19 protein-coding genes are annotated in these 22,162 nt (G+C 67.9%); 16 read left to right on the top strand and 3 right to left on the bottom strand.

The features are described 5' to 3' along the window. Positions 1–51 precede the first annotated feature (51 nt). The 5 genes from estP (at position 52) to ACTWJ5_RS29840 (ending at position 4,639) form a co-directional block, all read left to right on the top strand. Complete coding sequence (gene estP, locus ACTWJ5_RS29860) at positions 52–1,965, top strand: esterase EstP (protein WP_444437088.1); 1,914 nt, start codon at positions 52–54, stop codon at positions 1,963–1,965. 169 nt (positions 1,966–2,134) lie between these two features. After that, positions 2,135–3,145 (top strand): class 1 fructose-bisphosphatase, encoded by a 1,011-nt coding sequence (locus ACTWJ5_RS29855; protein ID WP_009613757.1) that lies wholly within the window; start codon positions 2,135–2,137, stop codon positions 3,143–3,145. Beyond that, positions 3,145–3,753 (top strand): DUF924 family protein, encoded by a 609-nt coding sequence (locus ACTWJ5_RS29850; RefSeq protein WP_074985480.1) that lies wholly within the window; start codon positions 3,145–3,147, stop codon positions 3,751–3,753. The genes ACTWJ5_RS29855 and ACTWJ5_RS29850 overlap by 1 nt, the downstream gene beginning before the upstream one ends. Positions 3,754–3,822: 69 nt before the next feature. Continuing rightward, entirely contained in the window at positions 3,823–4,077 is a 255-nt protein-coding gene (locus ACTWJ5_RS29845; RefSeq protein WP_444437087.1) for a hypothetical protein, read from the top strand. Position 4,078: 1 nt separating this feature from the next. Next, the gene (locus ACTWJ5_RS29840) at positions 4,079–4,639 is read left to right on the top strand and encodes a lipocalin family protein (protein ID WP_444437086.1); all 561 of its coding nucleotides are present in this window, start codon (positions 4,079–4,081) and stop codon (positions 4,637–4,639) included. A 341-nt stretch (positions 4,640–4,980) separates the two neighbouring features. On the opposite strand, the gene ACTWJ5_RS29835 is transcribed toward ACTWJ5_RS29840, so the two are convergent. After that, positions 4,981–6,345, bottom strand: a complete 1,365-nt coding sequence (locus tag ACTWJ5_RS29835) for a formimidoylglutamate deiminase (RefSeq protein WP_249918515.1) — start codon at positions 6,343–6,345, stop codon at positions 4,981–4,983. Between the two features lie 257 nt (positions 6,346–6,602). Between ACTWJ5_RS29835 and hutC the strand changes: the two genes are divergently transcribed. Together hutC and ACTWJ5_RS29825 are read left to right on the top strand one after the other, a co-directional pair. After that, a complete protein-coding gene (hutC, locus tag ACTWJ5_RS29830; protein ID WP_253409194.1) occupies positions 6,603–7,313 on the top strand; it encodes a histidine utilization repressor in 711 nt (236 codons plus the stop codon). Then, the gene (locus tag ACTWJ5_RS29825; protein WP_074985474.1) at positions 7,310–7,897 is read left to right on the top strand and encodes a HutD/Ves family protein; all 588 of its coding nucleotides are present in this window, start codon (positions 7,310–7,312) and stop codon (positions 7,895–7,897) included. The genes hutC and ACTWJ5_RS29825 overlap by 4 nt, the downstream gene beginning before the upstream one ends. A gap of 235 nt (positions 7,898–8,132) precedes the next feature. Here ACTWJ5_RS29825 and hutH (ACTWJ5_RS29820) read toward each other — a convergent pair whose 3' ends face one another. Then, positions 8,133–9,662 (bottom strand): histidine ammonia-lyase, encoded by a 1,530-nt coding sequence (hutH, locus tag ACTWJ5_RS29820; protein WP_444437085.1) that lies wholly within the window; start codon positions 9,660–9,662, stop codon positions 8,133–8,135. A 535-nt stretch (positions 9,663–10,197) separates the two neighbouring features. On the opposite strand from hutH (ACTWJ5_RS29820), the gene hutU reads away from it, so the two are divergent. The 9 genes from hutU to ACTWJ5_RS29775 all read left to right on the top strand — a co-directional run bounded on the left by hutU (position 10,198) and on the right by ACTWJ5_RS29775 (position 21,321). Next, positions 10,198–11,874, top strand: coding sequence for a urocanate hydratase (hutU, locus tag ACTWJ5_RS29815; RefSeq protein WP_444437084.1), 1,677 nt, complete (start codon positions 10,198–10,200; stop codon positions 11,872–11,874). A gap of 137 nt (positions 11,875–12,011) precedes the next feature. Continuing rightward, entirely contained in the window at positions 12,012–13,427 is a 1,416-nt protein-coding gene (locus tag ACTWJ5_RS29810) for a purine-cytosine permease family protein (RefSeq protein ID WP_444437083.1), read from the top strand. Positions 13,428–13,501: 74 nt separating this feature from the next. After that, positions 13,502–14,470 (top strand): ABC transporter substrate-binding protein, encoded by a 969-nt coding sequence (locus ACTWJ5_RS29805; RefSeq protein ID WP_444437082.1) that lies wholly within the window; start codon positions 13,502–13,504, stop codon positions 14,468–14,470. Between the two features lie 62 nt (positions 14,471–14,532). Continuing rightward, positions 14,533–15,387 carry an ABC transporter permease gene (locus ACTWJ5_RS29800; protein WP_043313138.1) on the top strand — a complete coding sequence of 285 codons (855 nt, stop codon included), beginning with the start codon at positions 14,533–14,535 and terminating at the stop codon, positions 15,385–15,387. Beyond that, entirely contained in the window at positions 15,384–16,199 is an 816-nt protein-coding gene (locus tag ACTWJ5_RS29795) for a quaternary amine ABC transporter ATP-binding protein (RefSeq protein ID WP_051878578.1), read from the top strand. Before ACTWJ5_RS29800 ends, ACTWJ5_RS29795 begins: the two co-directional genes overlap by 4 nt. Before the next feature lie 13 nt (positions 16,200–16,212). Then, the gene (hutH, locus tag ACTWJ5_RS29790; protein WP_444437079.1) at positions 16,213–17,745 is read left to right on the top strand and encodes a histidine ammonia-lyase; all 1,533 of its coding nucleotides are present in this window, start codon (positions 16,213–16,215) and stop codon (positions 17,743–17,745) included. Beyond that, on the top strand, positions 17,742–18,950 hold the full coding sequence (hutI, locus tag ACTWJ5_RS29785; RefSeq protein WP_444437077.1) for an imidazolonepropionase: 1,209 nt from the start codon (positions 17,742–17,744) through the stop codon (positions 18,948–18,950). Before hutH (ACTWJ5_RS29790) ends, hutI begins: the two co-directional genes overlap by 4 nt. After that, the gene (gene hutG / locus ACTWJ5_RS29780; RefSeq protein ID WP_444437075.1) at positions 18,943–19,746 is read left to right on the top strand and encodes an N-formylglutamate deformylase; all 804 of its coding nucleotides are present in this window, start codon (positions 18,943–18,945) and stop codon (positions 19,744–19,746) included. Before hutI ends, hutG begins: the two co-directional genes overlap by 8 nt. 597 nt (positions 19,747–20,343) lie before the next feature. Next, positions 20,344–21,321: an IS110 family transposase gene (locus ACTWJ5_RS29775; protein WP_444436200.1), complete on the top strand. Its 978-nt coding sequence runs from the start codon at positions 20,344–20,346 to the stop codon at positions 21,319–21,321. A 387-nt stretch (positions 21,322–21,708) separates the two neighbouring features. On the opposite strand, the gene ACTWJ5_RS29770 is transcribed toward ACTWJ5_RS29775, so the two are convergent. Further along, complete coding sequence (locus ACTWJ5_RS29770; protein WP_009613720.1) at positions 21,709–22,140, bottom strand: hypothetical protein; 432 nt, start codon at positions 22,138–22,140, stop codon at positions 21,709–21,711. Between the last annotated feature and the right edge of the window lie 22 nt (positions 22,141–22,162).

The following is a 22,162-nucleotide window of genomic DNA, read 5'->3' as shown; positions in this document are numbered from 1 at the left end:
CTGTTAACGGCGTTGCACTCTACCTATAAGAAAAAGCATGGAGTCAGCCGCATGATCAAACAGGTGCTTTCACCCCTGGCCGCCGCCTGCCTGCTCGGCATCGCCGGTCAGGCCCTGGCGTCACCCTCCCCGTATTCGACCCTGGTGGTGTTCGGCGACAGCCTCAGCGACGCCGGCCAGTTCCCCGACGCCGACGGCCCCGCCGGCGCCTCCACCCGCTTCACCAACCGCGTGGGCCCGACCTATCTGGACGGCAGCGGCGAGGTCTTCGGGCCCACCGCGGCGATGATCCTCGGCGGCAAGCTGGGCGTCGCCGCCGGCGACCTCGGCCCCTCGACCTCGCTGGTGAACGCCGCCGAAGGCCTGCCGGACGGCAACAACTGGGCGGTGGGCGGCTACCGCACCGACCAGATCTACGACTCCATCACCGCCGCCGGCGGCTCGGTGGTCAGCGCCAACGGCCAGACGCGCACCCGCGACGGCTACCTGGTCGGCCGCCTCGCCGACCCCAACGCGCTCTACTACCTCACCGGCGGCGGCAACGACTTCCTGCAGTTCCGCATCACCGACGATCCCTCCGCCCGCGCCGCCGCCGGGCGCCTGGTGGACAGCGCCCAGGCCCTGAGCCAGGCCGGCGCCCGCTACATCATGGTCTGGCTGCTGCCCGACCTGGGCCTTACCCCGGCCACCAACGGCACCGTCCTGCAGAGCTTCGGCACCCAGCTCAGCGGCATTTTCAACGAGGAGCTGGTCAGCCAGTTGGCCAGCAGCGGCGCCAACGTGATCCCGCTGAACATCCCGCTGATGCTCCAGGAAGTGCTGGCCGATCCCGGCGCCTATGGCCTGGCCACCGGACAGAACCTGGTGGGCACCTGCTTCAGTGGCAACAGCTGCCCGGAAAACCCGGTCTACGGCCGCCACGGCAGCAGCCCCGACCCGACCAAGCTGATCTTCAACGATGGCGTGCACCCGACCATCGCCGGCCAGACGCTGATCGCCGATTACGCCTACTCGGTGCTGTCCGCGCCCTGGGAGGCCACCCTGCTGCCGGAAATGGCCCACGGCACCCTGCGCGCCTACCAGGACGAGCTGCGCAGCCAGTGGCTGGCCGACTGGGAGAACTGGCAGGGCGTCGGCCAGTGGCGTGGCTTCGTCACCGGCGGCGGCCAGCACCTGGAGTACGACGACCAGGACAGCGCCGCCAGCGGCGATGGTTTCGGCTACAACCTGACCCTGGGCGGCTCGCTGCGCCTGGACGACGCCTGGCGCGCCGGTATCGCCGCCGGTTTCTACCGGCAGAAACTGGAGGCCGGCGCCGAGGATTCCGACTACAAGCTCAACAGCTACCTGGGCAGCCTCTTCGTGCAGTACCAGCAGGATCGCTGGTGGGGCGATGCCGCGGTGACCGGCGGCTACCTCGACTACGACGAGGCCAACCGCAAGTTCGCCATCGGCCCGCGCACCGTCGAGGAGAAGGGCGACACCAATGGCAACCTGCTCGCCTTCAGCGGGCGGATCGGCTACGACATCGCCCAGGGCGGCGAGGCCTGGCACCTGTCGCCCTTCGTCAGCGCCGACTGGGCGCGGGTGAAGGTGGACGGTTACGACGAGGGCAACGCTTCCACCTCGCTGTCGTTCGACGAGCAGAAGCGCTACTCCCGCCGTCTCGGCGCGGGCCTGCAGGGCAAGTACGCGCTCAGCGAGCAGACCCAACTGTTCGGCGAAGTCGCGGTGGAGCGTGAATACGCCGACGACACCCAGAACATCGGGATGGCCTTCACCAGCCTGCCGGCCAACGGCTTCACCCTGCAGGGCTACACCCCGCAGAGCCACCTGCAGCGCGCGACCCTGGGCTTCGCCCGGAAGCTGACCCCGGAACTCTCGCTGCGTGGTGGCTACAGCGCGCACCGCAGCGACGACGACCTGCAGCAGGGCGTGAGCCTGGCCCTGAGCCTGGACTTCTAAGCCCGGTACGCCAGCAAGCCGCCGCGACTGACGGCCGCAGCGACGAGGGAACCGACCACCGGCGGCGCGCTCCAACCTCAGGACGGACGCGCCGTACGGGAGGCGGCGTGGCCGATTCCACGCTAGAATGCGCGCAGTTTTTTTCCTACCTCTCCCCCGGAGCCCTTCCATGTCCCGCGTTACCCTCAGCCGCTACCTCATCGAGCAGACCCGCAGCCACAACACCCCGGCCGACCTGCGCTTCCTCATCGAGGTGGTGGCGCGTGCGTGCAAGGAAATCAGCCATGCCGTGTCCAAGGGCGCCCTGGGCGGCGTGCTGGGCAGCATGGGCACCGAGAACGTGCAGGGCGAGGTGCAGAAGAAGCTGGACGTGATGTCCAACGAAATCCTCCTGGAAGCCAACGAGTGGGGCGGCCACCTGGCCGGCATGGCCTCCGAGGAGATGGACAACGCCTACCAGATCCCCGGCAAGTACCCCAAGGGCGCCTACCTGCTGGTGTTCGACCCGCTGGACGGCTCCAGCAACATCGACGTCAACGTCTCGGTCGGCACCATCTTCTCGGTGCTGCGCTGCCCCGAGCAGCACCTGAGCCAGAACGACAGCCTCAACGAGCAGGCCTTCCTCCAGCCGGGCACCAGGCAGGTCGCCGCCGGCTACGCCATCTACGGCCCGCAGACCATGCTGATGCTGACCCTCGGCGACGGCGTCAAGGGCTTCACCCTGGACCGCGAGCTGGGCAGCTTCGTGCTCACCCACGACAACATCCGCGTGCCGGACAGCACCGCCGAGTTCGCCATCAACATGTCCAACCAGCGCCACTGGGAAGCCCCGGTGCAGCGCTACGTCAGCGAACTGCTGGCCGGCAAGGAAGGCCCGCTGGGCAAGAACTACAACATGCGCTGGATCGCCTCCATGGTGGCCGACGTGCACCGCATCCTGACCCGCGGCGGCATCTTCATGTACCCGCGCGATGCCCGTGAGCCGGAGAAGCCCGGCAAGCTGCGGCTGATGTACGAGGCCAACCCGATGTCCTTCATCATCGAGCAGGCCGGCGGCGCCGCCACCAACGGCACCCAGCGCATCCTCGACATCCAGCCGGATTCGCTGCACCAGCGCGTGGCCGTGTTCCTCGGTTCGAAGGAAGAGGTCGAGCGCGTCACCGGCTACCACCAGGCCTGATGAGCGCGGCACCCGCCTGGCAGGCGTTGCTCGACTGGTGGTTCGGCGACGCCCTGCGCGCCAGCGACGTCGCCGCCCAGCGCAACGGCCTGTGGTTCGGCAAGAGCGCCTGCGAGGACATGGCCTCGGACAACCGCTTCGGCGGCCTGGTGCGCCAGGCCCTGGACGGCGGGCTGGCCGACTGGGCCGGCTCGGCCCAGGGCTGGCTGGCGCTGATCCTGCTGCTGGACCAGTTGCCGCGGATGATCTTCCGCGACACGCCGCGCGCCTATGACGGCGACGCCCGCGCCCAGGCGCTGGTGCGCCGCGGTCTTGCGGCCGGGCTGGACCGCCAGTTGCAGCCCATCGAGCGGGTCTTCGTCTACCTGGTGCTTGAGCACGCCGAGGACCTGGCACAGCAGGAACAGGCGGTGCAGCATTTCGCCGAACTGCACGAGCAGGCCGCCGAGGACGACAAGGCGCTGTTCGCCGATTTCCTCGACTACGCCGAGCGCCACCGCGTCGTGGTCGCGCGCTTCGGCCGCTTCCCCCATCGCAACGCCATCCTTGGCCGCGAATCCAGCGCCGAGGAAGTCGCCTTCCTCAAGGAACCCGGCTCGCGTTTCTGACTCCAAGGGTGCGTTTCGCGTGGCCTGTGCCACGCTTGTCCAATGGACCATCCGACAATGGAGTTGCCCATGTCCTTCCGCCGTATCGCCCTGATCGCCGTCTGCATCGCCATGGCCGCCTGCAGCAAGCTCAACCAGGAAAACTATTCCAGGCTCAAGGCCGGCATGGACAAGGCCGAGGTGGAGGCCCTGCTCGGCAAGCCGACCGAGTGCTCCGGCGCGCTGGGCGTGTCCAGCTGCACCTGGGGCGACGACAAGACCTTCATCAGCGTGCAGTACGCCGGCGACAAGGTGCTGATGTTCTCCGGCCAGGGCCTGAAGTGAGATGAACGCCGCGCTGCGGGTGCTCGCCGCCGTCGCGCTGGCCGGCATCGGCGGCTGCGCCGGGCACGCCGAGGAGCGGCCGCAAACGATGCAGGTCGACCCGCAGCGCTACGCCGGCACCTGGTACGAGCTGGCGCGCAAGCCGATGTTCTTCCAGCGCGCCTGCCTGCAGTCCGAGGCCCACTACCACGTGCGCGCCGATGGCAGCATCGGCCTGCTCAACCGCTGCCGCACCGCCGACGGCAACTGGAAGCAGGTGACCGGCACGGCCACCCCGCAGACGCCGGGCAGCACCGATGCCTTCTGGGTGCGCTTCGATAACTGGGCGTCGCGGCTGCTCCCCGGCGTGGTGCGCGGCGACTACCAGGTGCTCTACGTCGACGAGGACTACCAGACCGCGCTGGTCGGCAACCGCGATCGCGACCACCTGTGGCTGCTGGCGCGGCAGACCAGCCTGCCCGCGGCGACGTTGCGTCGTTTGTTGGCCGAGGCCAATCGCAAGGGGTATGACACGAGCGATCTGATCTGGCGGAGTAAGGACAGCGCGATCGCGGGGAATTGAGGGACGGTGCCTGCCGGTAACGTAGGTGCGCTACTTTACCTCCGCTCCCTCTCCCTAACCCTCTCCCTGAAGGGAGAGGGGACCGTTGGGCAGGGTTGGGGATTCTGGAGTCAGCCGGCAGCTCCGGTGGTTTCCAGCTGAAACCATTTCTTCTCTCGGCACGGACTAGCCCCCTCTCCCTTCAGGGAGAGGGTTAGGGAGAGGGAAAAGGGCTTGCCCCGGAGATGAATCTGCCGGCAAACACCACAATCAACGAAAGCCAGGCGTAGGGCGAATAACGCTCCGCGTTATCCGCCGTTTGACCTCGGCCCCAGGCTGCTCGGTGCCGAGCACGGAGCGCCCTACCCCAACAACTCCCGCAACACCCCCGCGAACTCCCCGGCGCTCTGCTCTTCCAGCGCATGCCGGCGCTCCCGCACCACCCACTGCCCGTTGACCATCACATCGCGCACCTGGCGGTCGCCGCCGGCGAACAGCCAGCGGTTGAGCAGGGTCTCGGGCTTGGCCGTAGCCAGGTAGGGATCGTTGCCGTCGAGCACCAGCAGGTCGGCGCGGCGGCCCGCGGCCAGTTCGCCCACCGGCTGGCCCAGGGCCTGGGCGCCGCCCACAAGGGCAGCTTCGTAGAGCGTCTGGCCGATGTTGGGCTGGTCGCTGCGGTACAGGCGGTTGCGCTTCTGGTCGCGCAGGCGCTGGCCGTATTCCAGCCAGCGCAGTTCCTCCACCACGCTCAGCGACACGTGGCTGTCCGAGCCGATGCCCAGGCGCCCGCCGCGGGCCAGGTAGTCCACCGCCGGGAAGATGCCGTCGCCGAGGTTGGCCTCGGTGGTCAGGCACAGGCCGGCCACCGCGCCGCTGGCAGCCATGGCGGCGACTTCGTCGGGCTCGGCGTGGGTGGCGTGGACCAGGCACCAGCGCTCGTCCACCTCGATGTTGTCGTACAGCCACTGCAGCGGCCGGCGCTGGCTCCAGGCCAGGCAGTCGTCGACTTCCTTCTGCTGTTCGGCGATGTGGATGTGGATGGGCCCTTCGCTGCTGTCGGACTCCAGCACCTCGGTGATCTGCTGCGGCGTCACCGCGCGCAGCGAGTGGAAGCACAGGCCGATGCGCTGCGCCGGTTGCGCCGCCAGGCGCGGCTGCAGGCCGTGGATCAGTTCGAGGTAGGCGTCGGTGCCGTTGATGAAGCGGCGCTGGCCTTCGCTGGGCGGCTGGCCGCCGAAGCCGGAATGGCTGTACAGCACCGGCAGCAGCGTCAGGCCGATGCCGGCCTCGCGCGCGGCCTGGCTGACGCGCAGCGCCAGCTCGGCCGGCTCGGCGTAGCGCTGGCCGCCCAGGTCGTGGTGCACGTAGTGGAATTCGGCGACGCCGGTGTAGCCGGCCTTGAGCATCTCGATGTACAGCTGGCGGGCGATGACCTGCAACTGCTCCGGGGTGATGCGGCCGACCAGTCGGTACATCAGCTCGCGCCAGGTCCAGAAGCTGTCGTTGGGGTTGCCGGCCACCTCGGCCAGGCCCGCCATGGCGCGCTGGAAGGCGTGCGAGTGCAGGTTGGGCATGCCCGGCAGCACCGGCCCGCGCAGGCGCTCGGCGCCTTCGGCGCTGGCGTTGGCCTCGACCCGCGTCAGCAGGCCGTCGGCGGCAACCTCGAAACGGACATCGCGGGCCCAGCCGCTGGGGAGCAGGGCGTGTTCGGCGAACAGGGCAGGCATGCTGGGGTCCTCGCAGGGCTCTTCGAATTTGTATATACATATACAGACGTTTAGGATGGCCGTAAACTACGAGACGTGCCCGGCGGTCGCCGCGGGACTTGTATGCACCGGTCGATTCCGGTACATGCCGGAGGACAAGAGCGCATCGCGCCGCTGCCTTCCCGCCACTGCCCACCGTCGCCCCGACAAGGAGTACCCCCGTGCCCGCATCGTCCACGCCCACCCCGCCCGCGGAGGGCTCCTCGCTGGCCTCGCAGATGGGCGATCTGCCCGCCCCGCTGTACGCGCGGGTGAAGCAGATGATCATCCAGCAGATCCAGTCCGGCGCCTGGCCGCCGCACCACCGGGTGCCCTCGGAGAGCGAGCTGGTCAGCGAGCTGGGCGTCAGCCGCATGACCATCAACCGCGCCCTGCGCGAGCTGACCAACGACGGCCTGCTGGTGCGCATGCAGGGTGTCGGCACCTTCGTCGCCGAACCCAAGGGCCAGTCGGCGCTGTTCCAGGTGCAGAACATAGCCGAGGAAATCGAGGCGCGCGGCCATCGCCACCATTGCGTGGTGGTGCGCCTGGAAGAGGAGAAGGCCAGCGCCGAGCGAGCCCTGACGCTGGACGTGCGCGAAGGCCAGCGGGTGTTCCATTCGCTGATCGTGCACTTCGAGAACGACGTGCCGGTGCAGATCGAGGACCGCTACGTCAATGCCGCCGTGGCCCCCGACTACCTCAAGCAGGACTTCAGCGGGCAGACGCCGTTCGCCTACCTCACCCAGGTGGCGCCGCTCAGCGAGGGCGAGCACGTGGTCGAGGCGGTGCTGCCCGATGCCGAGGAATGCAGGCTGCTGAACATCGACCGCCACGAGCCCTGCCTGATGATCCGCCGACGCACCTGGTCGGGGCGCAACACCGTGACCAGCGCGCGCCTGCTCTACCCGGGCTCGCGCTATCGCCTGGAAGGACGCTTCTCTTCATGAACCATCGCCTGCTGCGGGCCGCCGACTACCCGGTGATGCCCTGGAAGAACGGCGCGGGCAGCACCCGCGAAATCCTCCGCGACGCCGGCGACGGCCTGGAGGGCTTCGGCTGGCGTCTGTCGATCGCTGACGTCGGCGCGCCGGGGCCGTTCTCCGCCTTCAGCGGTTACCAGCGGGTGATCACCGTGCTGGAAGGCGAGGGCATGCGCCTGACCGTCGATGGCGAGCCGTCCCGCGAGCTGCGCGCCCTGGACGCCTTCGCCTTCGATGGCGCCAGCGCGGTGGACTGCGAGCTGCTCGGCGGCGCCATCCGCGACTTCAACCTGATCTATGCGCCCGCGCGTTACCGCGCGCGGCTGCAGTGGCTGCGGGTGGGCGGTGAGGCGCACTTCTTCAGCAGCGCTTCGACCGTGCTGCTGTTCAGTGCGGGCGAGGGGGTTCACGTCAGCCAGGATGGCGGGGCCGCTGCTGTGCTGGGGCTGCATGACACGCTGCTTGCCGAGGGCGAGGAGCGGCTGCGGGAGTGGCGGCTGAGCGTGGCGGGAAGTGCCGACATCTGCGTGATCGAACTCGAATCACGCTGAGGGAAAAGACTGCCGGGGGAGCCCTTTTTCGTTAGTGGGAGAAGCGCCTTGCAGGTGCTTTCGCGGGCATGGCCCAGCAAACACGACACCCCGTAGGATGGGTTGAGCCTGCGATACCCATCGCGCCATGGTGATGGGTATCGCTTCGCTCAACCCATCCTACGAAGAGCACCTCGGCAAGGCGGTGTAGGCGCGGGCCACGTCTGCGGTGGCGTAGAACGCCAACGTCGTCCGATCAGCCGTACAGCCGCGGGTAATCCAGCCAGCGGCTGAGCGTGCCTTCCTCCACCCAGGCGCGGGCCGCGGCGATGTCCGGGGCGAAGTAGCGGTCCTGCTCGTAGGCCGGGACCTGGGCGCGGATCATCTTCAGCACTTCCTGCAGCTGCGGCGAGCTTTGCAGCGGCGCGTGGAATTCCACGCCCTGGGCGGCGGCCAGCAGCTCGATGGCGACCACCGCCGAGCTGTTGCCGGCCATGTCCTGCAGGCGGCGCGCGGCGAAGGTGGCCATGGACACGTGGTCTTCCTGGTTGGCCGAGGTCGGCAGGCTGTCCACCGAGGCCGGGTGGGCCAGGGTCTTGTTTTCCGAGGCCAGGGCCGCCGAGGTCACCTGGGCGATCATGAAGCCGGAGTTGAGCCCGCCTTCCTTGACCAGGAACGCCGGCAGGCCGGACAGCGCCGGGTCCACCAGCTGGGCGATGCGCCGTTCCGACAGGGCGCCGATCTCGGCAATGACCAGGGCCAGCACGTCGGCCGCCATGGCCACCGGCTCGGCGTGGAAGTTGCCGCCGGAGAGCACGTCGCCGTCGGCGCTGAACACCAGCGGGTTGTCCGACACCGCGTTGGCCTCGCGCAGGAACACGCCGGCGGCGAAGCGCAGGTGGTCGAGGCAGGCGCCCATCACCTGGGGCTGGCAGCGCAGCGAGTAGGGGTCCTGCACGCGCTTGCAGTCGATGTGCGACTGGTTGATCTGGCTGTCGTGCAGCAGCTCGCGGTAGAAGGCCGCCACGTCGATCTGCCCGGGCTGGCCGCGGACCGCCTGGATGCGCGCGTCGAAGGGCACGTAGGAGCCCTTGAGCGCTTCCACCGTCAGGCTGCCGGCGACCACCGCCGAGACGAACAGCTTCTCCGCCGCGAACAGCCCGCGCAGGGCCAGGGCGGTGGACACCTGGGTGCCGTTGATCAGCGCCAGGCCCTCCTTGGGCCCCAGCACCAGCGGCTGGCAGCCGGCGATGGCCAGGCCTTCGCTGGCCTCCATGACGCGGCCCTGGTGGCGCACCTGGCCGACGCCGAGGAGCGCCGAGGACATGTGCGCCAGCGGCGCCAGGTCGCCGGAGGCGCCCACCGAGCCCTGGGACGGGATGCACGGGTAGACGCGCGCCTGGTAGAGCTTGAGCAGGGTATCGATGACCGCCATGCCCACGCCGGAGAAGCCGCGGGCCAGGGAGCCGATCTTCAGCGCCATGATCAGCGCCACGCTGGCGTCGTCCAGCAACGGGCCGGTGCCGGTGCAGTGCGAGAGGATCAGGTTGCGCTGCAGGGTGACCAGCGAATCCTCGGGGATGGAGGTGCGCGCCAGCAGGCCGAAGCCGGTGTTGATGCCATACACGGTGCGCTGGTTGGCGATGATCTGGCTGACCGTGCGGGCGCTGTTCTCGATGTTCGCGCGGCAGGCTTCATCCAGTTGCAGCGCGGGTTGCCGCTGGTGGATGGCGCGCAGTTGGTCGAGGGAAAACTGGCCGGGGGTGATCTGCAGGGTTTCGGACATGACGGCTCCCGTGTTCCGGAGTGTTACCGCACTCGGCGGCGAGACTATCTATTCCTGTATATACAAGTATGAGCAATAAGCGAGCCATTCTGTCGGACCGGATTGCGCCGACGCCATGCCTGCGCGCGAGAGCGGGGCGCGGCGTCCCCCGCTGGGAAATAAGGAAGGGTAGCGGCACCCCCTGTAAATGAGGCGAGCTGTAACGGCGAGGCGTTACCGGATGCTACGAAATGGAGCAGGCGATCACCGTTCTGGTGCGCGTGCCCGCCAGATGTAGCTGCCTTCCTGGACCCGCTCCGCTGTACGAAGTCTTCTATTAATCCTTTTTAAATCAATCGGTTGAGTTCTATTTCCACCGCGCCCGAAACGCCCGGCGGGGGACTTGGCCTTTCCTTTGCTTATACTTGTATGTACAAGCATATACGTGACAGGCGGCACCGCTTCCTGCACCGATGCCCAACCCGAATCCCGTTGCCGGAAGCCGAGCGCCCCGGCTTTCGCATCCGAGCCCAAGACTGCCTTGAAGGAGCCTGCCGTGACCGAATCCAGCAAATTCCGCGACGTCGAAATCCGCGCCCCGCGCGGCACCCAGCTGAACGCCAAGAGCTGGCTGACCGAAGCCCCGCTGCGCATGCTGATGAACAACCTCGACCCGGAAGTCGCGGAGAACCCCAAGGAACTGGTGGTGTACGGCGGCATCGGCCGCGCCGCGCGCAACTGGGAGTGCTACGACAGGATCGTCGCCACCCTCAAGGAACTGAACGACGACGAGACCCTGCTGGTGCAGTCCGGCAAGCCGGTCGGCGTGTTCAAGACCCACGCCAACGCCCCGCGCGTGCTGATCGCCAACTCCAACCTGGTGCCGCACTGGGCCACCTGGGAACACTTCAACGAACTGGACGCCAAGGGCCTGGCCATGTACGGCCAGATGACCGCCGGCAGCTGGATCTACATCGGCAGCCAGGGCATCGTCCAGGGCACCTACGAAACCTTCGTCGAGGCCGGCCGCCAGCACTACGCCGGCAACCTCAAGGGCCGCTGGGTGCTGACCGCGGGCCTGGGCGGCATGGGCGGCGCCCAGCCGCTGGCCGCGACCCTGGCCGGCGCCTGCTCGCTGAACATCGAGTGCCAGCAGAGCCGCATCGACTTCCGCCTGCGCAGCCGCTACGTCGACGAACAGGCCAAGGACCTGGACGACGCCCTGGCGCGCATCGCCAAGTACACTGCCGAAGGCAAGGCCATCTCCATCGCCCTGCTGGGCAACGCCGCCGAAATCCTTCCGGAACTGGTGCGCCGCGGCGTGCGCCCGGACATGGTCACCGACCAGACCAGCGCCCACGACCCGCTCAACGGTTACCTGCCGATCGGCTGGACCTGGGAGCAGTACCGCGACCGCGCGCAGACCGAGCCGGCCGCCGTGGTCAAGGCCGCCAAGCAGTCCATGGCCGTGCACGTGAAGGCCATGCTGGAGTTCCAGAAGCAGGGCGTGCCGACCTTCGACTACGGCAACAATATCCGCCAGATGGCCAAGGAAGAGGGCGTGGCCAACGCCTTCGACTTCCCCGGCTTCGTCCCGGCCTACATCCGCCCGCTGTTCTGCCGCGGCATCGGCCCGTTCCGCTGGGCCGCGCTGTCGGGCGACGCCGAGGACATCTACAAGACCGACGCCAAGGTCAAGGAACTGATCCCCGACGACGCCCACCTGCACCGCTGGCTGGACATGGCCAAGGAGCGCATCAGCTTCCAGGGCCTGCCGGCGCGCATCTGTTGGGTCGGCCTGGGCCAGCGCGCCAAGCTCGGCCTGGCGTTCAACGAGATGGTCCGCAGCGGCGAGCTGAAGGCGCCGATCGTGATTGGCCGCGACCACCTGGACTCCGGCTCGGTGGCCAGCCCGAACCGCGAGACCGAAGCCATGCAGGACGGCTCCGACGCCGTGTCCGACTGGCCGCTGCTCAACGCCCTGCTGAACACCGCCAGCGGCGCCACCTGGGTGTCGCTGCACCACGGCGGCGGCGTGGGCATGGGCTTCTCGCAGCATTCGGGGATGGTGATCGTCTGCGACGGCACCGACGAAGCCGCCGCGCGCATCGCCCGCGTGCTGACCAACGACCCGGGCACCGGCGTGATGCGCCATGCCGACGCCGGCTATCAGATCGCCATCGACTGCGCCAAGGAACAGGGCCTGAACCTGCCGATGATCACCGGCAAGTGAGGCACAGGGGCGGCCCCGCCGCCCCGGGCCAGGGAGGAACCGCCGCGCGGGTGGGGGCGCGGCGGTCGGGCCGAGCGGAATCCGTCCTCTGACACAACAAGAACCCCGGCCCGGCGCCGGGGTGGAGAAGAAAAGCGATGTCCCAGGCCAGTGAGAACTCCAGCAAGCCGCTGATCGAGCGGCGCTCGATCAACTACATCCCCGAGGCCGAGCGCCACGGCAAGCTCTACAGCCAGTTCACCCTGTGGCTGGGCGCCAACCTGCAGATCACCGCCATCGTCACCGGGGCCCTGGCCGTGGTGCTGGGCGGCGACGTGTTCTGGTCGCTGATCGGCCTGCTCATCGGCCAGTTGCTCGGCGGCGGGGTCATGGCCCTGCACGCGGCCCAGGGGCCCAAGCTGGGCCTGCCGCAGATGATCTCCAGCCGGGTGCAGTTCGGCGTCTACGGCGCGGCCATCCCGATCGTGCTGGTGTGCCTCATGTACCTGGGCTTCACCGCCACCGGCACGGTGCTTTCCGGGCAGGCGCTGGGCCAGCTGTTCGGCGTCAGCGACAGCGCCGGCATCCTGATCTTCGCCAGCGTCATCGTCCTGGCGACCGTGCTCGGCTACCGGGTGATCCACTTCATCGGCCGCCTCGCCAGCATCATCGGGGTGATCGCCTTCGTCTACCTGTTCAGCCGCTTGATGACCCAGACCGACGTCGGCGCGCTGCTGCAGATCCGTCATTTCAGCTGGAGCAGCTTCCTGCTCGCGGTGTCCCTGGCCGCTTCCTGGCAGATCGCCTTCGGCCCCTACGTGGCCGACTACTCGCGCTACCTGCCGAGCAGGACCTCGTCGGTGAAGACCTTCCTCGCCGTCGGCGCCGGTTCGGTGATCGGCGCGCAGGTGGCGATGGTCCTCGGGGTGTTCGCCGCGGCCATGGCCAACGGCCAGTTCGCCGGCCGCGAGGTCGCCTACATCGTCGGCCTGGGCGGCAGCGGCGCCACCGCGGCGCTGCTGTACTTCAGCATCGCCTTCGGCAAGGTGACCATCTCCACGCTGAACTCCTACGGCAGCTTCATGTGCATCGCCACCATCATCAGCGGCTTCCGCGGCCACGTCGAAGTCACGCCCCGGCAGCGCCTGGTGTTCGTGCTGCTGATCGTTGGCGCCGCGACCCTGGTCGCGCTGCTCGGCCAGCATTCGTTCCTCGGCGCGTTCAAGTCCTTCATCCTGTTCCTGCTGGCCTTCTTCACCCCGTGGAGCGCGGTCAACCTGGTGGACTACTACCTGATCACCCGCGAGCGCTACGACGTGCCGGCGTTGGCCGACCCGGACGGCCGCTACGGCCGCTGGAACCTGCCGGGGATCAGCGTGTACGTGATCGGCGTGCTGGTTCAGCTGCCGTTCATCTCCACCAAGTTCTACACCGGCCCGCTGGTGGACTACCTGGGCGGCGTGGACATCTCCTGGATCATCGGTCTGGTGGTGCCCGCCGTTCTCTATTACCTGGTCGCCCGGCGCAGCAGCCGGGCGGTGCCGGACCGGCTGATCCTGCCGGCCCGTACCTGAACCGGCCCGGCCGCGCCCCGCACGGGCGCGGCCCTTGTACTGCCCAACTCCCTTTCCACGTTTAGGAGCATCAGATGAACAATTCCAAGAAGACGCTGCTGGGCCTGATCCTTTCCGCCGGGTTGCTGGGTTCCATGGCATCGGCCCAGGCGGAGGGCTGGTGCGAGAGCGGCAAGCCGGTGAAGTTCGCCGGGCTGAACTGGGAGAGCGGCATGCTGCTCACCGACGTCATGCAGTTCATCCTGAAGAACGGCTACGGCTGCGAGACCGACAGCCTGCCGGGGAACTCCATCACCATGGAGCAGGCCCTGGCCAACAATGACATCCAGATCTTCAGCGAAGAGTGGATCGGCCGCAGCGACGCCTGGAACAAGGCCGCCGCCGCCAACAAGGTGGTCGGCGTGGGCGCGCCCATCGTCGGCGCCACCGAGGGCTGGTACGTGCCGCGCTTCGTGATCGAGGGCGACAAGGCCCGCGGCATCGAGGCCAAGGCGCCGAACCTCAAGGCGGTCACCGACCTGGGCCAGTACTCCGAGCTGTTCCGCGACCCGGAAGAGCCGGGCAAGGGCCGCTTCTACAACTGCCCGGCCGGCTGGACCTGCGAGTTGGAGAACTCCGAGATGCTCAAGAAGTACGGCCTGGAGGCCAAGTACACCAACTTCCGCCCGGGCACCGGCCCGGCGCTGGATGCCGCGGTGCTGTCCAGCTACAAGCGCAAGGAGCCGATCCTCTTCTACTACTGGTCGCCGACGCCGCTGATGGGCCAGGCCGACCTGGTCAAGCTGGACGAGCCGGGGGTGAACAAGGACGTGAAGATCCAGGTCGGCCTGTCGCGCAGCTTCCATGACCAGGCGCCGGAACTGGTCGCGGTGCTGGAGAAGGTCAACCTGCCCATCGACCTGCTGAACCAGAACCTGGCGAAGATGGCCAAGGAAAAACTGTCCTCCGAACAACTGGCCAAGGCTTTCCTCAAGGAGCACCCTGAGGTGTGGACCGCCTGGGTCAGCGAGGACGCCGCGAAGAAGATCCAGGCCGCGCTCTGACGCTGCCCGAGCCGGGGAGGCCAGGCCTCCCCGGCGATGCCTAATCCTTGCGAGTACGAGCCATGTTCCCTGAACGCTTCACCTTCTCCATCGCCGACGTGGTCAACGGCTGGGTCGACGCCCTGGTGACCAACTACGGCGACGTCTTCCGGCACATTTCCGACACCCTGCTGTGGGCCATCGTCAACCTCGAAAGCCTGCTGCGCGCCACGCCCTGGTGGCTGATGCTGGCCATCGTCGCCGGCATCGCCTGGCACGCCACCCGGCGCCTGGTGCCGACCCTGGTGATCACCGGCCTGCTGTTCCTGGTCGGCGCGGTGGGCCTGTGGGACAAGCTCATGCAGACCCTGGCGCTGATGATGGTGGCCACCATCATTTCGGTGCTGATCGGCATCCCCCTGGGCATCCTCGCCGCCCGCAGCGACCGCCTGCGCGCCATCCTGCTGCCGCTGCTGGACATCATGCAGACCATGCCCAGCTTCGTGTACCTGATCCCGGTGTTGATGCTGTTCGGCCTGGGCAAGGTGCCGGCGATCTTCGCCACCGTGATCTACGCCGCGCCGCCGCTGATCCGCCTCACCGACCTGGGCATCCGCCAGGTCGACCGCGAGGTGATGGAAGCGGTCACCGCCTTCGGCGCCAACCGCCGCCAGCAGCTGTTCGGCGTGCAGCTGCCGCTGGCCCTGCCGAGCATCATGGCGGGCATCAACCAGACCACCATGATGGCCCTGTCGATGGTGGTGATCGCCTCGATGATCGGCGCCCGCGGCCTGGGCGAGGACGTGCTGGTGGGCATCCAGACGCTCAATGTCGGCAAGGGCCTGGAGGCCGGTCTTGCGATCGTCATCCTCGCCGTGGTCATCGACCGCATCACCCAGGCCTACGGCCGCTCGCGTCACCACGAGGCCAGCAAATGAGCAAGATCCAGGTCAAGAACGTCTACAAGATCTTCGGTGCCCGCGCCGACGCCGCGCTGGCGATGATCCGCCAGGGCAAGAGCAAGGCCGAGGTGCTGGCCGCCACCGACTGCGTGGTCGGGGTGAACGACCTGTCGCTGTCCATCGAGGCCGGTGAAATCTTCGTGATCATGGGCCTGTCCGGCTCCGGCAAGTCGACCCTGGTGCGCCACTTCAACCGCCTGATCGACCCCACCAGCGGCGAGATCCTGGTCGACGGCGAAGACATCCTGCGCTACGACTCGCGCCAGCTGGAGAACTTCCGCCGGCGCAAGATCAGCATGGTGTTCCAGAGCTTCGGCCTGCTGCCGCACAAGAGCGTGCTCGACAACGTCGCCTACGGCCTCAAGGTCCGCGGCGAGAGCAAGGCGCTGTGCCAGGAGCGCGCGCTGCACTGGATCGCCACCGTGGGCCTGAAGGGCTACGAGAAGTCCTACCCGCACCAGCTCTCCGGCGGCATGCGCCAGCGCGTCGGCCTGGCCCGCGCGCTGGCCGCCGATACCGACGTGATCCTCATGGACGAGGCGTTCAGCGCCCTCGACCCGCTGATCCGCGCGGACATGCAGGACCAACTGCTGGAACTGCAGAAGACCCTGCACAAGACCATCGTCTTCATCACCCACGACCTCGACGAGGCGGTGCGCATCGGCAACCGCATCGCCATCCTCAAGGACGGCCAGCTGATCCAGGTCGGCGCCCCGCGGGAAATCCTCCATCAGCCGGCCGACGAGTACGTCGACCGCTTCGTCCAGCGCCGCGTGGCCAACCTGTAGTCCGGGAGTTTCGATGTCCTCCGCTTCCATCATCACCTTCGGCGACGCGCCCCTGCACTGGCAGGACGTGGTCGCCGTGGCCCGCCATGGCGCGCGCCTGGAGCTTTCGGCGGCGGCCTGGGCGCGCATCGACAACGCCCGCGGCATCGTCGAGCGCATCGTCGAACGCGGCGAGCGCGCCTACGGCATCAGCACCGGCCTGGGGGCCCTGTGCAACGTGGTACTCGAAGGCGAGCAACTGGCCCAGCTGTCGCACAACACCCTGCTCAGCCACGCCTGCGGCGTCGGCGAAGCGCTGAAGGACGAGCAGACGCGCGCGATCATCTGCGTCGCCATCGCCAACTACAGCCTCGGCAAGTCCGGCCTGCACCGCCGCGTGGTGCAGGCGCTGCTGGAACTGCTCAACCGCGGCATCACTCCGCGCGTGCCGGCCCAGGGCTCGGTGGGCTACCTGACGCACATGGCCCACGTCGGCGTGGCCCTGCTGGGCGTCGGCGAGGTGAGCTACCAGGGGCGCATTGTCAGCGCCGCCGAAGCGCTGGGCGCCGAGGGCCTGGCGCCGGTGGAGCTGGGCGCCAAGGACGGGCTCAGCCTGGTCAACGGCACGCCCTGCATGACCGGCCTGTGCTGCCTGGCCCTGGAAGACGCGACGCGCCTGGCGCACTGGGCCGACGTCATCGGCGCCATGAGCTTCGAGGCCCTGCGCGGGCAGACCGACGCCTTCGACGCGGAAATCCTCGCGCTCAAGCCGCACCCCGGCGCGCAGCTGGTGGGCGAGAACCTGCGCGCGCTGCTCGACGGCAGCGAAGTGCTCGCCAGCAGCCGCGGCATCCGCACCCAGGACGCCCTGAGCATGCGCTCCATGCCGCAGATCCACGGCGCTTGCCGCGACCAGCTGGCCCACGCCGCGCGCCAGGTGGAGATCGAACTCAATTCGGCCAACGACAACCCGCTGGTGCTGGGCACGCCCGAGCACTACCGGGTGGTGTCCCAGGCCAACCCCCACGGCGAATCCGTGGCCATGGCCGCCGACCTGCTGTGCATCGCCGTGGCCGAGCTGGGCGGCGTCGCCGAGCGCCGCCTGGACCGCCTGATCAACCCGCTGGTCAGCGGCCTGCCGGCGTTCCTGGTGAGCCAGCCGGGGGTCAACTCGGGGATGATGATCGTGCAGTACGTGGCCGCCGCCCTGGCCGGCGAGAACCGCCAACTGGCGCAGCCGGCGGTGGTCGACAACTACGTCACCTCCGGCCTGCAGGAAGACCACCTGAGCCTGGGCACCAGCGCCGCGCTCAAGCTCGGCCGCTGCATCGGCAACTGCCAGCAGATTCTCGCCATCGAATACCTGCTGGCCGCCCAGGCCTTCGAATTCCTCAAGGAACAACGCTTCGGCGCCGGCACCCAGCGTGCCTGGGAGCTGCTGCGCGAGCAGGTGCCGGCCTACGACGCCGACCGCTGGCTGGCCCCGGACATCGCCCGCGCCGCCGCGCTGCTGGCCGACCGCCGGGCGCTGCAGAACGTCGGCGCGAGCATCGGGAGACTGCAATGAAACAGCTCTGGCACAACTGCCACGCCGCCACCATGGCCGGCGGCAAGTACTCGATTATCGAGGACGCGGCGATTCTTACCGAGGGCGTGCGCATCCACTGGATCGGTCCCCACGCCGAACTGCCGCTGCACGAGGTGCAGCGCAGCCATGACCTGGGCGGCGCCTGGCTGACCCCAGGGCTGATCGACTGCCACACCCACCTGGTGTTCGGTGGCGATCGTAGCGCCGAATTCGAGCTGCGCCTGCAGGGCGCCAGCTATGCGGAGATCGCGGCGGCCGGCGGCGGCATCGCCAGCACCGTGCGCGCCACCCGCGAGGCCAGCGAGGAAGAACTGCTGGCCAGCGCCATCAAGCGCGCGCGGCCGCTGCTGGCTGATGGGGTGACCGTACTGGAAGTGAAATCCGGCTACGGCCTGGACCTCGCCAGCGAGCGCAAGATGCTGCGCGTGGCGCGGCGCCTGGGCGAGGTGCTGCCGGTGACGGTGCGCGCCACCTGCCTGTCGGCCCACGCCCTGCCGCCGGAATACGCCAATCGTGCCGACGACTACATCGAGCTGATCTGCACGGAAATCCTCCCGGCGCTGACGCAGGAAGGGCTGGTGGACGCGGTGGACGCCTTCTGCGAGCACCTGGCGTTCTCCCCGGCGCAGGTCGAGCGGGTGTTCCAGGCCGCCAAGGCGCTGGGGCTGCCGGTGAAGCTGCACGCCGAGCAGCTGTCCTCGCTGCATGGCTCCAGCCTGGCCGCGCGCTACCAGGCGCTGTCCGCCGACCACCTGGAATTCATGACCGAGGAAGACGCCATCGCCATGGCCAGGGCCGGCACCGTCGCGGTGCTGCTGCCGGGCGCCTTCTTCGTCCTGCGCGAAACCCAACTGCCGCCGATGGAGGCCCTGCGCAAGCACGGCGTGGCCATCGCCCTGGCCAGCGACCTCAACCCCGGCACCTCGCCGGCGCTGTCGCTGCGCCTGATGCTGAACATGGGCTGCACCGCCTTCCGCCTGACCCCGGAAGAAGCGCTGGCCGGCGTCACCCTGCACGCCGCTCGCGCCCTGGGCCTGGAAGCCGACCACGGCAGCCTGGAGGCGGGCAAGCTCGCCGACTTCGTCGCCTGGGACATCCAGCGCCCGGCCGAGCTGGCCTACTGGCTCGGCGGCGACCTGCCCAAGCGCATCATCCGTCACGCAGAGGAAGTCTCCTGTGGATAACGTACTGAGCTTCAGCCGCGGCCGCGTACCGCTGCTGGTGAGCATGCCGCACCCCGGCACCCGCCTGACCCCGGCCGTGGAAGCCGGACTGGTGGACGAGGCGAAGGAACTGGCCGACACCGACTGGCACATCCCGCGCCTGTACGACTTCGCCCGCGAGCTGGGCGCCAGCACCCTGGCGGCGAACTACTCGCGCTACGTCATCGACCTGAATCGTCCGGCCGACGACAAGCCGCTGTACAGCACCGCCACCACCGGCCTGTACCCGGACACCCTGTTCGACGGCCGTCCGCTGTTCCACGAAGGCCAGGCGCCCTCGGCCGAGGAGCGTGCGCGTTACCTGGCGGAAGTCTGGGCGCCGTACCACCAAACCCTGGCCGAGGAACTGGCGCGGCTGAAGGCCGAATTCGGCTACGCCCTGCTGTGGGACGCGCACTCGATCCGCTCGCACATCCCGCACCTGTTCGACGGCCGCCTGCCGGACTTCAACATCGGCACCAACTCCGGCAACAGCTGCCCGGCGGACCTCGCCGAGCGCCTGCAGGCGGTGTGCGCCGAAGCCGAGGGCTACAGCCACGTGCTCAACGGGCGCTTCAAGGGCGGCCACATCACCCGCCACTACGGCCAGCCCGAGCAGCACGTGCACGCGGTGCAGCTGGAACTCGCGCAGTGCAACTACATGGATGAACAGGCGCCCTTCGCCTACCGCGAAGACCTGGCCGGCCCGACCGCCGAGGTGCTGCGGAAGATGCTGGAGACCTTCCTGGCCTGGGGCCGGGAGCGTTACGGCCGTTGACGAAGCGCCCGCGCACGGTGCTTGCCGAGATGCTTTTCGTAGGATGGGTGTAGGAGCGGGCCCTGCCCGCGAAATCGCGCGCAGGGCGCGCTCCTACATGGGGACGATGTGGGTGGGGCAGCGTAGGAGCGGATCTCATCCGCGAACCGCGCCGGTTCGTCCGGCTATCGCGGACAAGGTCCGCTCCTACGGGGGGAGGAATACCGTGCTTCCCGACAACCTGTAGGAGCGGGCTCTGCCCGCGAATCGCGCGCAGGGCGCGCTCCTACATGGGGACGATGTGGGTGGGGCGGCGTAGGAGCGGATCTCATCCGCGAATCGCGCCGGTTCGTCCGGCTATCGCGGACAAGGTCCGCTCCTTGTATGTCGACGACCCGCCATAACGGCGGGTAGTCTCCGGCTGATCACCGGAAGGAAGACCAGGAAGACGTGTCCGCTCCTAGGCTACGAGCCTGCACTGTAGATAGTCTCCTGCCTTCCCAATCCACTCGTGAGTCCGAACGGTATCTGGAGCCCCACCCCGGTGGTAGCTCGTATAGGCAAGGTTGGATGGAGTGGAGTGCTGATGATGTAAAGCTGTAAGAGGTAGCAGGAGTTATGGCCATCGTAGTTGGCGTGGATATCGCCAAGAAAACTTTCGACATTGCGGTTCTGCAGAGCAATGGCAAATACCGCACCAAAGGCAATCTGAGCAACGATCAGTCGGGCTTCAGCGTCTTTGACCAGTGGCTGCAAAAACATGCCGAGCCAGGGGCGTGGGTGGTGATGGAAGCCACCAACATCTATCACGAAGCTCTGGGCGATTATCTGTTGGCCCGGGGATATCGTGTCTGCGTGATGAATCCGGCACGTATCGCCAGCTATGCGCAAAGCCAGTTGCAACGGGTCAAGACCGACAAGGTCGACGCCAAGTTGATCGCCCTCTACGGCGCTCGGCATGCCGAGGATCTCCAGCTCTGGCAGCCGGACCCGGTGAGCGTGCGGCAACTCCGTGCGCTGGTACGGCGCTACGAAGAGCTCAAGGAGCTGTTCCAGATGGAAATCAACCGCCTGGAAACCGCCAAGAGCGACGTGGTGAAAGAGTCGATCCTGTCGGTCTCGGCCCATCTGGAACAGCAGATTGAACAGACGCTGGAAGCGATTCGCCAACATATCGACAACGATCCTGACTTGCGGGGCAAGCGCGATCTGCTGACGAGTATCGAGGGTATCAGCGACAAAACTGCAGCCCTGTTGCTGGCCGAACTTGGATCAATCAGCCGCTTCGAGAGTGCCCGGGCGGTCGTGGCTTTTGCAGGACTCAATCCGAGGCTCAGGGAATCCGGCCAACACAAGGGCCAGGTGAGGATCTCAAAGATCGGCTCACGCCTCTTGCGGGCAGGCCTGTTCATGCCAGCCATCTGTGCCATGAGCCATAACCAGGCGATACGGGCACTGCGTTTACGGCTCGAGGAGAAAGGCAAAGCGGGTAAACAGATCATCTGTGCTGCCATGCGCAAGCTGCTGCAGATCGCCTATGGCGTCCTCAAGTCGGGCCAGCCATACAATGTGGAACTGGCCCTTGCTCGAGGCTAGGTGACACGGTATCTACGGGGGAGGAATACCGTGCTTTCCGACAACCTGTAGGAGCGGGCCCTGCCCGCGATATCGCGCGCAGGGCGCGCTCCTACATGGGGACGATGTGGGTGGGGCAGCGTAGGAGCGGATCTCATCCGCGAACCGCGCCGGTTCGTCCGGCTATCGCGGACAAGGTCCGCTCCTACGGGGGGAGGAATACCGTGCTTCCCGACAACCTGTAGGAGCGGGCCCTGCCCGCGAATCGCGCGCAGGGCGCGCTCCTACAGGGGAATGGTGTGGGTGCTTTTTTGTAGGAGCGAGCTTGCTCGCGAATGAGCCCCGCAGCGGAGTCTGTTCGCGAGCAAGCTCGCTCCTACGAAGAGCACCTCGGCGCGGGGCGCGCGGTCATTCCCAATCCAGCCGCGCCAGCTTCCACTCGCCGTCTTCCAGCCACCACTCCAGCTTCACGTCATACAGCCGCGCGCTGTCGGGGATCAGCCCCTCGGCGCCGGTCAGGCCGACCTTGGCCTCGGTGTAGCCGCGGCGCGAGACCGCCGGGTCGATCCAGCTGTTCTTCGCCGGGGCGAGCACGCCGATCTTCTGGTGGCGGAGGAACAGCACCGCCATGGTGCGCCGGGCCCAGTCGCGGTCGTTGACCTGCTGGGCGCGGAAGTCGTCGGCCAGTTGGTCGAGCACGGCGCCGGTCTTCTTCGCTTCGATGTTCGCCTGCAGTTGCTGCACGGCGGCTTCCAGGGCGGCCTGCGGGTCGTCCTTGCCGCAGCCGGCGAGCAGGGCGAGGCACAGCAGCAGGGGCAGGGCGAGGGGCCTGGCCAGCATGTCGAACTCCTTTTCGGGATGA

Source organism: Pseudomonas sp. A6, assembly GCF_052367875.1.
Lineage (GTDB): Bacteria > Pseudomonadota > Gammaproteobacteria > Pseudomonadales > Pseudomonadaceae > Pseudomonas > Pseudomonas citronellolis.
The sequence above is the reverse complement of the archived record's forward strand: the minus strand, read 5'-3'. Positions and strand labels throughout refer to the sequence as shown.

Bases quoted from the DNA above. Each gene is read 5' to 3' on its own strand.
- estP (WP_444437088.1), top strand. From the start codon at position 52: ATGATCAAACAGGTGCTTTCACCCCTGGCCGCCGCCTGCCTGCTCGGC.
- hutC (WP_253409194.1), top strand. From the start codon at position 6,603: ATGGGCGATCTGCCCGCCCCGCTGTACGCGCGGGTGAAGCAGATGATC.
- ACTWJ5_RS29825 (WP_074985474.1), top strand. From the start codon at position 7,310: ATGAACCATCGCCTGCTGCGGGCCGCCGACTACCCGGTGATGCCCTGG.
- ACTWJ5_RS29800 (WP_043313138.1), top strand. From the start codon at position 14,533: ATGTTCCCTGAACGCTTCACCTTCTCCATCGCCGACGTGGTCAACGGC.
- ACTWJ5_RS29810 (WP_444437083.1), top strand. From the start codon at position 12,012: ATGTCCCAGGCCAGTGAGAACTCCAGCAAGCCGCTGATCGAGCGGCGC.
- hutH (WP_444437085.1), bottom strand. From the start codon at position 9,662: ATGTCCGAAACCCTGCAGATCACCCCCGGCCAGTTTTCCCTCGACCAA.
- ACTWJ5_RS29855 (WP_009613757.1), top strand. From the start codon at position 2,135: ATGTCCCGCGTTACCCTCAGCCGCTACCTCATCGAGCAGACCCGCAGC.
- ACTWJ5_RS29845 (WP_444437087.1), top strand. From the start codon at position 3,823: ATGTCCTTCCGCCGTATCGCCCTGATCGCCGTCTGCATCGCCATGGCC.
- ACTWJ5_RS29840 (WP_444437086.1), top strand. From the start codon at position 4,079: ATGAACGCCGCGCTGCGGGTGCTCGCCGCCGTCGCGCTGGCCGGCATC.
- ACTWJ5_RS29795 (WP_051878578.1), top strand. From the start codon at position 15,384: ATGAGCAAGATCCAGGTCAAGAACGTCTACAAGATCTTCGGTGCCCGC.
- hutH (WP_444437079.1), top strand. From the start codon at position 16,213: ATGTCCTCCGCTTCCATCATCACCTTCGGCGACGCGCCCCTGCACTGG.
- ACTWJ5_RS29850 (WP_074985480.1), top strand. From the start codon at position 3,145: ATGAGCGCGGCACCCGCCTGGCAGGCGTTGCTCGACTGGTGGTTCGGC.
- ACTWJ5_RS29805 (WP_444437082.1), top strand. From the start codon at position 13,502: ATGAACAATTCCAAGAAGACGCTGCTGGGCCTGATCCTTTCCGCCGGG.
- ACTWJ5_RS29770 (WP_009613720.1), bottom strand. From the start codon at position 22,140: ATGCTGGCCAGGCCCCTCGCCCTGCCCCTGCTGCTGTGCCTCGCCCTG.
- ACTWJ5_RS29835 (WP_249918515.1), bottom strand. From the start codon at position 6,345: ATGCCTGCCCTGTTCGCCGAACACGCCCTGCTCCCCAGCGGCTGGGCC.
- ACTWJ5_RS29775 (WP_444436200.1), top strand. From the start codon at position 20,344: ATGGCCATCGTAGTTGGCGTGGATATCGCCAAGAAAACTTTCGACATT.
- hutI (WP_444437077.1), top strand. From the start codon at position 17,742: ATGAAACAGCTCTGGCACAACTGCCACGCCGCCACCATGGCCGGCGGC.